Origin of the sequence: Actinoplanes sp. NPDC051513, from assembly GCF_044454685.1 — a bacterium.
Taxonomy (GTDB): domain Bacteria; phylum Actinomycetota; class Actinomycetes; order Mycobacteriales; family Micromonosporaceae; genus Actinoplanes.
In genome coordinates this window covers 176,578-189,612 of the sequence record NZ_JBITDW010000009.1, presented here as the reverse complement: position 1 = coordinate 189,612, position 13,035 = coordinate 176,578, and the positions used below count along the sequence as shown (strand labels likewise).

The window sequence follows — 13,035 nt, the reverse complement described above, 5'->3', positions numbered from 1 at the left end:
CTCCTATTCCTTGACGGCGCCGGCGGAGAGGCCGGACTGCCAGTAGCGCTGCAGCAGGACGAAGGCTGCGATGAGCGGGATGATCGAGAGCAGGGAGCCGGTGACGACGCAGGCGAGCAGATCGGCGTTGGCGCCGCTGCCGCCGACGGCCTGGGCCGACCAGGAGCTGAGGCCGACGGTGATCGGGTAGTAGCTCGGGTCGTTGAGCATGATCAGCGGCAGGAAGTAGTTGTTCCAGGTCGCGACGAGCGTGAACAGCAGCACGGTGACGAAGCCCGGGCCGAGGCTGCGCAGGGTGACCCGGAAGAAGATGGCGAGCTCGCCCGCGCCGTCGATGCGGGCCGCCTCGAGGACGCTGTCGGAGACGGCGTCGCGGGCGTAGACCCACATGAGGAACAGGCCGAACGGGCTGACCAACGACGGCAGGATCACCGCCCACGGGGTGTCGACCAGGCCGGCCTTGCTGAACAGCAGGTAGGTCGGGATCGCCAGGGCGGTGGTCGGCACCATGATCGTCCCGAGCACCAGGCCGAGCAGCGCTCCCCGGCCGCGGAAGGTGTAGCGGGCGAAGCCGTAGCCGGCGAAGGTGGCCAGCGCGGACGCGCCGACGGCGCTGACCGTCGCGTACACCAGGGTGTTGGCCATCCATCGGGCGTACTCGCCGTGGTTGTGGGTGAAGGTCTCGCGGATGTTGCCGAACAGCGAGAAGTCGTGGCCGAACCAGAGGCCGAAGGTCGAGAAGAGGTCGCCGGTGGTCTTGGTGGCCGCGACCACCAGCCAGAACAGGGGGAACAGGAAGTAGATGAGCACGGCGCCCATGCCGAGGGTCAGCACCGTGCTGCGGCGGTTCATCGGCGGCTCCGGTTGGCGGTCAGCAGCACCGCGTACGACACGACCAGGATCACGAAGCCGAGCAGGAACGAGACCGCGGCCGCGTAGTTCACCTGCTGCGAGGTGAAGGCGAGGCTGTAGGCGTACAGGTTCGGGGTGTAGGAGGAGTGGATGACGTTGGGCGCGAGCCGCTGGATGAGATTGGGCTCGGCGAACAGCTGGAAGCTGCCGATGACCGAGAAGACGAGACACAGCAGCAGCGCCGGCCGCAACGCCGGGAGCTTGATGTGCCAGGCGGTCCGCAGTGGGCTCGCGCCGTCGACCGCGGCCGCCTCGTAGCGCTCGGCCGGGACGGTGCGCAGCGCCGCGTACAGAATGATCATGTTGTATCCGGCGAACTCCCAGGTGACGATGTTGCCGAGCGCGGGCAGCATCAGGTTGCCGGTCAGCAGGTCGACGCCGAACCGGGAGAGCGGCCCGAAGCTCGGGCCGTAGAGGTAGCCCCACATCAGCGCCGCCACGACGCTGGGCACGGCGTAGGGGATGAAGACACCGAGCCGGAAGACCCGGGCGGCGCGCAGCAGCCCGCTGTCGATGGCCAGCGCGGCGCCGAGCGAGATCGCCAGCATGACCGGGACCTGGATCAGAAAGAACAGCCCGACCCGCAGGACGCCCTGCATGAGCTGCGGGTCGGTCAGCGCCCGGGTGTAGTTGGCGAGACCGGCGAAGACCGTCCCGCCGACCAGTTGGTCCTTGAACAGGCTCAGGTAGCCGGCGTAGCCCAGCGGGAGCAGGAAGAGCAGGACGAAGAAGATCAGGAAGGGGGCGACGAAGACGTACCCGGCCCGCTTGGTCATCGCACCGCTCATTTCACCGTGAACCCCTGGTCCTTGGCGTACGAGGTGAGCCGTTGCTGCCATTGACCGGTCGCGCCCGGGGCGTCGCCCTTGTCGGCGAGGGCCGTGCCGACCGTCTCGGTCCAGTCCTTCACCGACTGGTCGAGGAACGGCGGCCACTGCCAGGCGCTGTCGACGGTGCCACTGATCTCGGCGAACACCCCGTTGACCGCCTGGCCGCCGAAGAAGTCGTTCTGCTGCCCGGCGAACGACGGGTCGGCCAGCAGGGCCTTGGTCGCCGGGAAGAAGTTCTGCACGGTGTTGAACATCTTCGTGGTCTCGGGGTCGGTGTTGAGGAACTCGGCGAACTTGGCCGCGGCGATCGGGTTCTTGGTGCCCTGGATGACCGCGCTGGTGGAGCCGCCCCAGTTGCCGGAGACCTGCTTGCCCGCATCCCACTGCGGCAGCGGCGCCGCGCGCCACTTGCCGGCGGTCGTCTTGGCGCTGCCGCCGAGGAAGGCCGGCGCCCAGGCCGCGGTGATCCAGGTGGCGTACTTGTCGTTGGTGAAGCCCTGGTACCAGTTGTCGGTGAAGTCGGGGTCGGTGGAGACCACGCCTTCCTTGGCCAGGCCGCCCCAGTAGTCGGCGACCTTCTTGGAGGCGGCGTCGTCGACCGCCAGCCCCACGGTGGTGCCGTCGACCGTGTACGGCTTGGAGCCGGCCTGCCATATGAGGCCGTGCCAGCCTGCCGCCTCGTTGGCCGACATGTTGGTGAGGTAGATCTTCGGGTTCGCGGCGTGCAGCTTGCGGGCGGCCGCGGCGAACTCGTCCCAGGTCTTCGGCACCGCGATGCCGTACTTCTCGAACAGGTCGGCCCGGTAGAGCATGCCCATCGGGCCGGTGTCCTGCGGGTACGCGAGGATCTCGCCGCCCGGGCCGGTCACCTGGCTCCAGGTCCAGTCGACGAACTTGTCCTTGGTGGCCTCCGCGCCGTACGGGCGCAGGTCGACGAGGCTCTTGGTGATCGAGAACGTCGGGATGTACTGGTACTCGATCTGCGCCACGTCCGGGCTGCCCGAGCCGGCCTTCAGCGCCGTGCGCAGCTTCGTGTACGCGTCGGCGCCCTGGCCGGCGTTGACGACGTCGACCTTGATGGCGGGGTACTTCTTCTGGAACAGCGCGACTTCCTGGTCGATGTTCGGAACCCAGGTCCAGAAGGTCAGGGTGGTCGGGGTGGTCATGGCCTTGTCGATGTCGGCCTGACTGGCTGTCTCTTGGGACTTTGTCGAGGCGGCGTCGGTGCCGGAGCAGGCGGCCAGGGTCAGGGCCGCCGCCGCGGCCAGTAGTCGCCAGTGGGAAACTTTGCGTGACATGGGGTGCTCCTCCGTGTCAGTCGGCCGCCGCCGCCGGCCCGGGTTCGCAGCCGGAGGGCCTGGCGGTGGCGGCTTCTCTCTATGGGGACGGCCTTGCCGTCGAGTTGCGGATCACCATCTGGTGCACGTGCTTGGGCGGCGCCGGGGGCACGTGACCGGGGTCGTTGAGGAAATCGGTCAGGTACCGCAGCCCGACCTCGGCCAGTTCCGCGTTGTCCGAGCCGACCGTGGTCAGCGAGGGCCACACGTGTGCCGCGATCGGGATGTCGTCGAAGCCCACGACGCTCACGTCGCCGGGCACGTCGCGGCCGGTCTCGTGCAGGGCGTGGATGACGCCGATGGCCATCTCGTCGTTCGCCGCGAAGATCGCCGTGACCTCCGGGTCGCGCGCGAGGACCAGACCCTGCTCGTAGCCGCTGCGCGCGGTCCAGTCGCCGGTGAGCTCCGGCGGCACGACGGCGCCGGCCGCGGCCAGGGTGTCGTGCCAGTTCTGCCGGCGCTCGCGGGCCGCCCACCAGCGCGACGGCCCGGCGATGTGGTGCACGGTCCGGTGCCCGAGCCCGAGCAGGTACCGGGTCACCTCGGCGGCCGCGTCGCCGCCCTCGGCCGCTCGCACGGACAGCACGGTGGGTGCGTGCACGACCGGCGTCGCGCCGAGGGTCAGCACCGGCACGTCGATGACCAGCGCCTCGCCGCCCTCGTCGTCGACCGGCTCGGACAGGATGATCGCGTCGACGCCCTGGACGAGCAGGTTGTCGACCGCGGCCTTGAGCCCGGTGGCGTCCTCCTCGAACGAGTTGGCGACGCTGAGCGAATAGCTGATCCGCCGGGCCGCCCGCTCGAGCGCGACGAGCAGCGACGACGGTCCGAAGTGCGCGGTGCCGAGCGACACCACGCCGATGCGGTAGTGCCGGCCGGTCAGCAGGGCCCGGGCCGCGCCGTTCGGCCGGTAGCCGAGCTGCCGCGCTGCGGCGAGCACCCGCTCCCGGGTCTCCTCGGTGACGCTCGGCTCGTCGTTGAAGACGCGCGACACCGTCTTCTGCGAGACGCCGGCGAGCCGGGCGACATCGGTGCCGCCCGCTCGCCGCCTGCTCGTTTCCGCCATGGTCTCCCCCGTCGTGTGATGACTACGTAGTCGTTGCTATGTCTACGTAGTCGTTGCCGTCTCGTCAAGCCCTTGACTTCTGCGAAATGACTACGTAGACATCGAAGTACTCCCCGCCCTGATCCTTCGATCCCAGGAGAAGTCATGGATCCGAAACCTCGGCGGATCGTCGCGGTGGCGCTCGCCGCTACCGCGCTGATGCTGCTGCCGTCCGCCGTTGCGACGGCGTACGCGCCCACCGGCGGCACCATCTACCAACTGCCGAGCACGCAGGCATGCCTGAAGGGGCGCGGCAACTGCGCCATCTATCCGAAGGCGGCGCAACTGCCGGACGGCCGCCTGGTCGCCTCGTTCGAGAAGGCGACTGTCGTGCCGGCCAGCGGGGGCGCCGTGGGCGAGACCCTGCCGGTCTACGCCAGCGACGACGACGGCACCACCTGGCAGGCGCTGTCCGAGATCAAGGCGCCGGCCTATCTGTCGGCCGACCCGAAGTACGCGAAGTACACCAGCAACTGGACCAATCCGTATCTCTACGCCCTGCCCCAGCGGGTCGGGAATCTCGCGGCCGGCACCCTGCTGCTCGCCTCGGTGGTCTCGGGCGAGGACTACTACTACCTGGAGCGCAAGGCAGCCGACCCGACCTGGACGCCGACGAACGACGGCGACCGCAAGGACGTCGCCATCGCGCTGTACGCCAGCACCGACCGTGGCAGCAACTGGACGATCCGCAACATCATCACCACCGGCGGATGGCAGGGCGGCGGCGCGGGCGCGCCGGGACAGAACGTCGCCGCGGCGAACACCTATCGCCAGATCGATCCCGTCTGGGAGCCGTACCTGATGGTGTACCAGGGGCGAATCGTCGCTTACTACTCGGATGAGAACGAGTACTCCGACAACGGCACGGCGGTGGACCCCGACTTCCAGTTCCTCGCCCACCGCACCTGGGACGGGACCAGTGCGAACTGGAGCGATCCGGTCATCGACGTGACCGGCACCGGAACCGGCACGATCGGCGGCGGCCGGCCGGGCATGACCAACGTCGTGCCGACCACCGACGGCAAATGGATCATCACTTACGAGTACTGGGGCGGCGGCGACAACGTCCGCTACAAGATCTCCGCCGACCCGCTGGCGTTCCGTACCGTCGGCGGCGCCGCCGGCACCGGCATCAGCACTCTGCCGGTCAGCGCGGGATCGCACCCCCTCGCACAGGGCGGGAGCCCGGTGATCATCAGGCTGCCCGACGGCCGGCTGGTCTACAACGCGGGCGGCAGCGGCAACGTCTGGGTGAACGCGAGCGGCCGCAGCGATGGCGCGTGGACCGAATACCAGACCACCGTCGGGGCGGGCTACAGCCGCAACCTCACGTACGTGCAGCGCACCGGCCGCATCTCGATCATCAGCAACAAGGGCCAGTCCACGATCGTCTACGCCGACCTGGACCTGGGCAACTCGGCCGGCGCCTACTACCAGGTCGCCAACCGTCTGACCGGTCAGGTCATCGGCACCGGCAACCACACGAACGACGCGAACATCGGCAACGGCGACGTCCCCGACGTGGCCACCGAGAACGCCACCGGATCGAGCACGCAGCTGTGGCATCTGGTCACCAAGCCGGACGGCGCGGCGACCCTGCTGAACAAGTCGGGCGGCCGGGCCGCCGCCATCTGGACCGGCGCCGCCACCGCGGGCCAGCGCATCGGTCAGTGGGTCGACGACACGCCGGACGGCCTCTGGAAGGTGATCGCCACGTCCGGCGGATACAGCCGCTTCCAGTCCGCGGCCAACCCCAGCCTCTATCTGACCGCCGGCGCGCCGCTGACTCTGCAGACCGTCCGGACCGATGGATCCCAGGAGTGGAAGCTTAACTATTAAGAGTGTTGACAGTTTGTTGCTTCATCCATCAGGCTCGATGAAATCGTTCGAGCTGAAGGAGATGCGATGAGGCATTCGCACCGCTGGGTGGCGCTGGCCGTGGGCGCTTTGACCATCGCGGCGGGAATCGTGACGTCGCCCGCCTTCGCCGCCGCGCCCTCGGGCGCGGTGGTGATGGTGGCCTGTTCGGCCCCGGCCTGGGCCGAGGGCACCAGCTACGCCGCCGGGGCTCAGGTGACCTACAACGGGCGGCTCTACCGGGCCCGGGTCGCGCACACCCCGCCGGTCGGCGCCGGGTGGAATCCCGTCGCGGCGGCCTCGCTCTGGGAGGACCTGGGCACCTGCAGCGGGCCCACCACGCCGCCCACCACTCCCCCGACCACGCCCCCCACTTCGCCGCCGCCCACCACCGGCGGACTGGCGCACGCCCCGTACGTCGACATGGGCGCTTGGCCGACGCCGAGCCTGCCCACCATGGTCAGCAGCGGCAACCTCAAGAACGTCACGCTGGCGTTCATCACCGCCTCCGCCTGCAAGGCGATGTGGTTCAACGCGTACGACCCGCGGCAGGGCTGGGCGCGGGACCAGATCGACGCGGTGCGCGCCCGCGGCGGCGACGTGAAGATCTCGTTCGGCGGGGCCACGGGCATCGAGCTGGCGCAGGCGTGCGGCAGCGTGGCGGCGCTGCAGGCCGAGTACCAGGCCGTGGTCAGCGCCTACAACCTGAAGTTCATCGACCTCGACATCGAGGGCAGCGCCACCGCCGACCCCACCTCGGTCAACCGGCGTTCGCAGGCGCTCGCCGCCCTGCAGCGGGCCAACCCGGGGCTGCGGGTGTCGTTCACGCTGCCGGTGCTGCCCGAGGGCCTGACCGCCGACGGGCTCAACGTGGTCCGCTCGGCCCGCGACGCCGGCGTCACCGTGGATCTGGTCAACGTCATGGCGATGGACTACTACCGCACCGGCGATTACGGCAACTTCGCCGTCGACGCGGCCAACTCGACCTTCAACCAACTCAAGGGGCTGTACTCCGGCCGTACGGATGCTCAGGTTTGGAAGATGGTCGGCGTCACGCCGATGCTCGGGCAGAACGACGACGGCCACATCTACGACCAGGCGGACGCCCGCCAGCTGGTCACCTTCGCGCAGGGCAAACACCTCGGCATGCTCAGCTTCTGGGAGCTCGGCCGGGACAAGAACGCCTGCACCGGAGCCCTCTACATGTGCACCAACATCTCCCAGCAGCCGTACGAGTTCAGCCGCATCTTCGCCGCCTACAACGGCTGATCCACCGGGGCGGTCTAGGTATACCTAGGCCGCCTACGCACCCCTCCTAAACCACCCTGAGCAGCGAAGATAGGCAATACCTTCCGATGTGGCAGGTCGCCCGTCAACCGAGGATGGATACATCACCAGTTGACAAGGAGACAAGCCATGTTGATCCACGCAGACCTGATGCTGACCCTCGCGAACGAGCGGCACCGCGAGCTGATCGCCGAGAACGAGAAGCGGCATCTGCTCAACAGCGCCCGCCAGGCCCGCAAGGCCCGGAAAAGCCCAGCGGTCCGCGGACGGCCCACCGGTACGCTGGCGTCGTGCGAACCTTCCGCGGCGGTGCCAGCCCGGTGATGATCGGGCGGGAGAGCGAGCTGCGCCGGTTGGCGCGGCTCGCTTCGTCGCGTGAGCCGGCGGTGGCGATCATCGCGGGCGAGCCCGGCATCGGCAAGACCCGGCTCGTGCACGAGCTGCTGGCCACCCTCCCGGCCGAGACCGTGGTGCTGGTCGGGCAGGCCGAGCCCGGGTCGCTGTCACGGCCGTACGAAGTGCTGCTCGACGCCATCGACGGCCGCCCCGACATCGACGACGAGCAGCTGGCGGCCCTCACCGACCCGACACGCAGCCCGGTCGAGCGCCTGCACACCGGCCTGGCGATCCTGGCCGACCTGGTCGGCGACTCCCCCGCGGTCATCGTCTTCGAAGACCTGCACTGGGCCGACTCGGAAAGCGCGGCGCTGTTCGAGCGGATAGCCGACCAGCGCGGGGCCCGGCTGCTCCTCGGCACGTACCGGCCCGACGAGGTGTCGCGCCGCCAGCCGGTGGCCGGGTTGCTGGCACGGCTGGAACGCCGGCACGCCGTCACCCACGTACGCCTGGATCGCCTCACCCCCTCGCAGACCGCGGCGATGCTGGCGGCGGCGACCGGCGCTCCGGCGCCGATGCGCGCCGCGGCGGCGCTGCACCACCGCACCGGCGGCAATCCGTTCTTCCTGGAAGAGCTGCTGCGCGCGCTGCCCGGGTACGACGTGGAGGCGCTGGTCGAGCAGCCGCTGCCGTGGAGCCTCGCCGACGTGCTGCGCCGCCAGGTCGACGACCTCGAGCCGGTCAGCCACCGCGTCGTCGAGGCGGCCGCCGTGCTCGGCCACCGCATCCCCTTCGACCTGCTGGCCGACGTGACCGGCGCGAGCGAGGACGAACTGATCGCCGTGCTGCGCGACCTGGTCACCCGGGGCGTGCTGGTCGAGTCCGGCGACGACGAGTTCGCGTTCCGGCACGCGCTGGTGCGCGAGGCGATCGCCGACCAGATGCTCGCCCGGCAGCGCCGCCGGCTGCACGAGGCGGCGCTCGAGGCGCTGCTGCGCGGCGGGGCCTCCGACCCGGCCATGGTGGCCCACCACGCGCGCGGCGCCGGCCGGTACGACGACATGATCGCCGCCGCCCGCCGCGGCGCCGCGCTCTACCTGTCGATCGGCTCCGCCTACCAGGCCCTGCAGCTGGCCGAGATGGGCCTCGACGAGGCGCCCGACGACACCGAGCTGCTGGCCGCGGCCGCCCGGGCGGCGTGGCTGGCCGGCCTGCTCGACGACGCCCTGCGCTACGGCAGGCGCTGGCGCGACCTCGCCGGCGACACGACCGACCGGGCCGAATCGCTGTACCTGCTGGTCCGCATCGCCTGGGAGTCGCGCGAGACCGGCGAGATGACCGCCCTCACGCACGATATCGAGACCCTGATCGCTCAGCTCCCGCCCGGGGCCGACCAGGCGCGGGCGATGACCGCGATCGCGCAGTCGTCGTACCTGCGCGACGAGGTCGAGGCCGCGCTGCTGTGGGCCGACCGCGCGCTGGCGCTGGCCGACGAGTTCGACCTGCCGGCCGTACGCCTCGCAGCCCTGCTGGAAAAGGGCGCCACGCTCTCCGAGCGCCCGCAGACCGCCGCCGCCGGCCGGGAGATCCTCTCCGCGCTCGTCGGCGAGGCCGAGAAGGCCGGCGAGTGGGTGCTGGCCGCCCACGCCCTCAACAACCTGGTGCAGGGCGAGCCGCCCACCTCGCCGGCCGAGCACGCCGAGACCCTGGAACGCATGCGGATCGACGCCGAGCGGGCCGGCTTCGAGTCGCTCGCGGTGGCCACCTACTTCCAGGGCCGGGCGCGGCTCGCGGTGCGGGCCGGCGACCTGCGCGTCGCGATCGCGACGCTGGAGGAGGGACGCGAGCAGGACCGCGGATACCGCCGCCGGGGCCGCTGGGCCGATTACCACGGGGTCTTCCTCGCCGGGCTCTACCTCGAGGCCGGCGAGCTCGACCGGGTCGAGCAGATCATCGCCGACCTGGCGGTGGTGCCCAACAACGCGCCGACCACGATTCCCGGCCTCGCGTTCCACCTCGCCTGCCGCCGATCCGACCTCCCGCTGGCCGAGGCCACCCTCGACGAGCTGCTGGCCGCCCTGGACAAGGAGAACTGGCGCAGCGGCGAACGGGCCTACGACCTGATCTCCGCGGCGCTGGAGATCGGCCTGCCCGCGCCCCGGCTCGACCAGATGGCCGCCGCGCTGCTCGACGCCGACGTGTGGGACGCCTACCGGACCCTCGTCGACGCCCAGCTCGCGGAGGCGCACGGCCGGCACGCCGAGGCGCTGGCCGGCTATCTGTCCATCGCCGAGGCCCACGTGCTGGGGCCGGCGACCCGCGGCAGCGTACGCGTCGGCGCCGCCCGCTGCCTGCTCGCGGCCGACCAGCGTGCGGAGGCCGCGGCCCAGGCCGAGGCGGCCGCGCCCCTGCTGGCCGAGTGGAGTGGCTGGCGGGTGACCCAGCTCGGCCAGGTCCGCGCCCGGCTGGGCATGGCCCCGGCCGACGCGGCGGACGCCGTCACCGGCCCGGCCGCGCTGACGCCCCGCGAGCGTGAGGTGGCGGTGCTGATCAGCGACGGGCTCACCAACTCGGAGCTGGCCCGGCGGCTCTACATCTCACCGAAGACCGCCGCCGTCCACGTCTCGAACATTCTGCGGAAGCTCGGCGTCTCATCTCGCACCGAGGTCGGCGACCTCGTCGGACGGCGGTGAGAGGGCCGGCTCGTCCTTGGCCCGCACGGGAACCCGGGTCGGCCCGCTCAGGATGGCGAAGTCGACGGCCAGGTGGACTCCCGCGCCGCCGATCCCGATAGGGATGTCATAGGTCCACCCCGGCCCGGCCTCGACCTCGCCCGGCCCCTCGATCATGCCCGACCAGTCGCCGGCCGGTTCGTAGTAGCCCCGCCACGCGGTCGCCCGCACCGCGACCGTGCCGAGGTCGACGCGCACCGGGTCGGTGCCGCGATGGACCAGCCGGGCGATGTTCGTCTTTCCCTGGCCCACCGCCACCGCGGCTCGGGGGAAATCGGTCAGCCGATCGAGCAGCCGTCGCGAGGCGGTGGCCAGTCGTGCCCAGTCGCCCGGGCCGTCGCCGATGCCGGCGATCGCGACCGGGCCCGTCGCCTCCAGCTCCAGCACCTCTTCCGCCGCGTCCGGTGGCGGTATCGCCGACGGCGCCGCACCGACCGCGTCGACCAGCGCGCGGACCTCGGCCAGCTCGCCGGCCGGTAGCTGCCCGGCGAACCAGCCCACCCCGCCGGCGCTCACGCTGCGCCAGCCGCTGATCGCACCGTCGTCGGCGACCTCGACGCTCTCCGCCACGGCGGGTGATTGACTGCCGTCCGCGATCACGAGCCGCAGGATCATCGACGCTTCGCCTCCCAGGTGCCGCCCAGTGCCCGGCCGAGAATAGCCAGGAACTCGGCGATGTGGCGCGGCTGCGTGCCGTGGTCGTGCGGGTCGGTCACCCGGCCGGGGTCGCCCATGATCGACCCGCTGGAGTAGCTGAACCGCTGGATGGTCTCGTACCGGTCGTTGTCGCTCGGCAGCGCGGCGTTGAGGTCGAAGATCAGGTCACCGGTGAGCGGGACCGCGGGCTTTCCCGGCACCGGCGGCGGCCCGGGAACAGCGGCTACGGCCGGCACGGTCGCGATCGGCATCTTCGCGTACGCCTCGACGACCTGCTGGGCGAAGGCGCCCATCCGGACCCCGGCCCCGACGCTCGCCGCGCGGGCGTTGACGGAGCTGCGCGCCAGCATGGCCGCCTGAAGGTTGGCGGCGATCGTCGCGGGCGGCACGGCCGGCCCGGTCGCGTCGCCGACCGGCGGCTCGTGCCCGGTGACGCGCACATAGTCGCCGGGGTGCAGCTGGTATTCGTCCTGCAGGCCGATCAGGTGGCCGAACTCGTGCGGGATCGTGGTCGCCGCGTTCGGGTCGCCCGCGAACCATTTGCCCGCGTTGGCCCGCCCCGTGCCGGCGGTCACCGTGACCGTGCTGGAGTCGCCGCCGGCGCCGCGCGCCATCTTGAAGTCGATCGGCATCGACTTCTTCGACACGGTCTCGACGCCCATGTACTGGTTCCACACCGACTCGACGTGCCCGAACCAGGCGGCCGGCGCGGGCAACCCCACGAAGTTGACCTTCGCGGTGACCACCATCCGGTTCTTCTGGATCTCCCACGAGTACCGCGACGCGTTCGCGCCGGTCAGGCCGAACGTGGCGCCGCCGACCACCTCCGTCCACTGCCGCTCGACGGCGCCGAAAGTCGACCCGGGCGCCACCGCGTCCAGCGCGTCCCAGGTCGCCTTGTCGGCGGTGCCGGTCGCGGCCAGCGGCGGCACCCGCCCACTCTGGAAGGCCTGCAACGCGGCCTGCGTCTTCGGCCCGAACGCCCCGTCGTCCTTCAGCGCGGGCGCGGCGCCGGCCTTGTTGAGCTTCTGCTGAAGCTCATGCACGGCCGGGCCGCTGGTCAGCCCGCCGACGCCGGTGACCGGGTGCAGCGAGGTGCCGGCGACCTGCGTGCCCAGCGAGTTGGCCGTCCCGCTGGGGGTGTTCTGCTCGACGGGGGTGGCGCTCGTGCCCTCGGCCGCGACGAACCCGCCCTTCACCTTCGTGTCGAGGTCGGCCCACATGGCGGCGTCCACGGTCCCGGTCGGGAACCGGCTCAGCGTCCCGACCTCGTACTTGATCACCGCGACCAGCATGGCGCCGTCGAACGACGCGTTGACGGCCAGCCGGGGGCCGGCGCCGAGCGCGTTGAGCTTCTGCTGCGCGAACGCGACGTCGGCCCCGCTGGACCCGAACGAGAGCGCCGTGCGGGCCGCCGGCGGCAGGGCGGCGAACGCCGCGTTGAGCCGGGTCTTGGTGGCCGCGTCGAGGACGCCGGTCGGCGGCGCGATGCCCACACTGGTCTGAAAGGTCCGCACCGCCGCCTCGGTCAGCGGGCCGAACCGGCCGTCCTCGGTCAGCGGCAGCGCCGAGGCCTGCACCCGGCTGAGCTTGATCTGCGCATCCCGGACGTCTTCGCCGTGCGCCCCCGCCGTAAGGGGCGCCGCCGGTGCCGCCACGGCCCCACCCGGGGCCGGTGGCGCGGCGGCGAGGCGCGCGACCTGGGCGTTGCCGGCGAGCTGGGTCAGTTCGGCCACCGCGGCCGGTCCCCCCGGCGCGCCCTGCAGCAGCCGGGCGAGGGCGGCGTTGCCCCCGGCCTGCAGCAGGGCCGGACCGGCGACCTCGGGGCTGGACGTAGGGATCGCCGGAACCTTCGGCTCAGCCCGCTGGTCGGGGATCGGCCCCTCCAAGGCGTCTGACACGTCACGCCTCCGATCATTGAGGTCGGTTCGGGCGTTGCTACGAGCCTCGACCGCCGCGAGGTCTCACGCCAAGGGCGTTCG

10 protein-coding genes are annotated in these 13,035 nt (G+C 71.3%); 4 read left to right on the top strand and 6 right to left on the bottom strand.

From position 1 onward, the window contains the following. Window positions 1-3: 3 nt before the first annotated feature. From ACIA5D_RS28300 to ACIA5D_RS28285, 4 genes are all read right to left on the bottom strand, one after another. Entirely contained in the window at window positions 4-852 is an 849-nt protein-coding gene (locus ACIA5D_RS28300; RefSeq protein ID WP_396033296.1) for a carbohydrate ABC transporter permease, read from the bottom strand. Next, window positions 849-1,688 (bottom strand): carbohydrate ABC transporter permease, encoded by an 840-nt coding sequence (locus tag ACIA5D_RS28295; RefSeq protein WP_396033295.1) that lies wholly within the window; start codon window positions 1,686-1,688, stop codon window positions 849-851. The genes ACIA5D_RS28300 and ACIA5D_RS28295 overlap by 4 nt, the downstream gene beginning before the upstream one ends. A gap of 8 nt (window positions 1,689-1,696) precedes the next feature. Beyond that, on the bottom strand, window positions 1,697-3,040 hold the full coding sequence (locus ACIA5D_RS28290; protein ID WP_396033293.1) for an extracellular solute-binding protein: 1,344 nt from the start codon (window positions 3,038-3,040) through the stop codon (window positions 1,697-1,699). 79 nt (window positions 3,041-3,119) lie between these two features. Next, window positions 3,120-4,145: a LacI family DNA-binding transcriptional regulator gene (locus tag ACIA5D_RS28285; RefSeq protein ID WP_396033291.1), complete on the bottom strand. Its 1,026-nt coding sequence runs from the start codon at window positions 4,143-4,145 to the stop codon at window positions 3,120-3,122. Between the two features lie 144 nt (window positions 4,146-4,289). Here ACIA5D_RS28285 and ACIA5D_RS28280 point away from each other — a divergent pair, with 144 nt between their 5' ends. The 4 genes from ACIA5D_RS28280 (at window position 4,290) to ACIA5D_RS28265 (ending at window position 10,357) form a co-directional block, all read left to right on the top strand. After that, on the top strand, window positions 4,290-6,023 hold the full coding sequence (locus ACIA5D_RS28280) for an RICIN domain-containing protein (protein WP_396033289.1): 1,734 nt from the start codon (window positions 4,290-4,292) through the stop codon (window positions 6,021-6,023). A 66-nt stretch (window positions 6,024-6,089) separates the two neighbouring features. After that, window positions 6,090-7,310 (top strand): carbohydrate-binding protein, encoded by a 1,221-nt coding sequence (locus ACIA5D_RS28275; protein WP_396033288.1) that lies wholly within the window; start codon window positions 6,090-6,092, stop codon window positions 7,308-7,310. Between the two features lie 147 nt (window positions 7,311-7,457). After that, the gene (locus ACIA5D_RS28270; RefSeq protein ID WP_396033287.1) at window positions 7,458-7,652 is read left to right on the top strand and encodes a hypothetical protein; all 195 of its coding nucleotides are present in this window, start codon (window positions 7,458-7,460) and stop codon (window positions 7,650-7,652) included. Beyond that, on the top strand, window positions 7,619-10,357 hold the full coding sequence (locus tag ACIA5D_RS28265) for an ATP-binding protein (RefSeq protein WP_396033286.1): 2,739 nt from the start codon (window positions 7,619-7,621) through the stop codon (window positions 10,355-10,357). Before ACIA5D_RS28270 ends, ACIA5D_RS28265 begins: the two co-directional genes overlap by 34 nt. Here the strand turns inward: ACIA5D_RS28265 and ACIA5D_RS28260 are convergent. Next, window positions 10,316-11,011: a hypothetical protein gene (locus ACIA5D_RS28260; protein WP_396033285.1), complete on the bottom strand. Its 696-nt coding sequence runs from the start codon at window positions 11,009-11,011 to the stop codon at window positions 10,316-10,318. The genes ACIA5D_RS28265 and ACIA5D_RS28260 overlap by 42 nt on opposite strands. Next, window positions 11,008-12,954, bottom strand: coding sequence for a peptidoglycan-binding protein (locus ACIA5D_RS28255; RefSeq protein WP_396033284.1), 1,947 nt, complete (start codon window positions 12,952-12,954; stop codon window positions 11,008-11,010). The genes ACIA5D_RS28260 and ACIA5D_RS28255 overlap by 4 nt, the downstream gene beginning before the upstream one ends. Window positions 12,955-13,035: the final 81 nt, after the last annotated feature.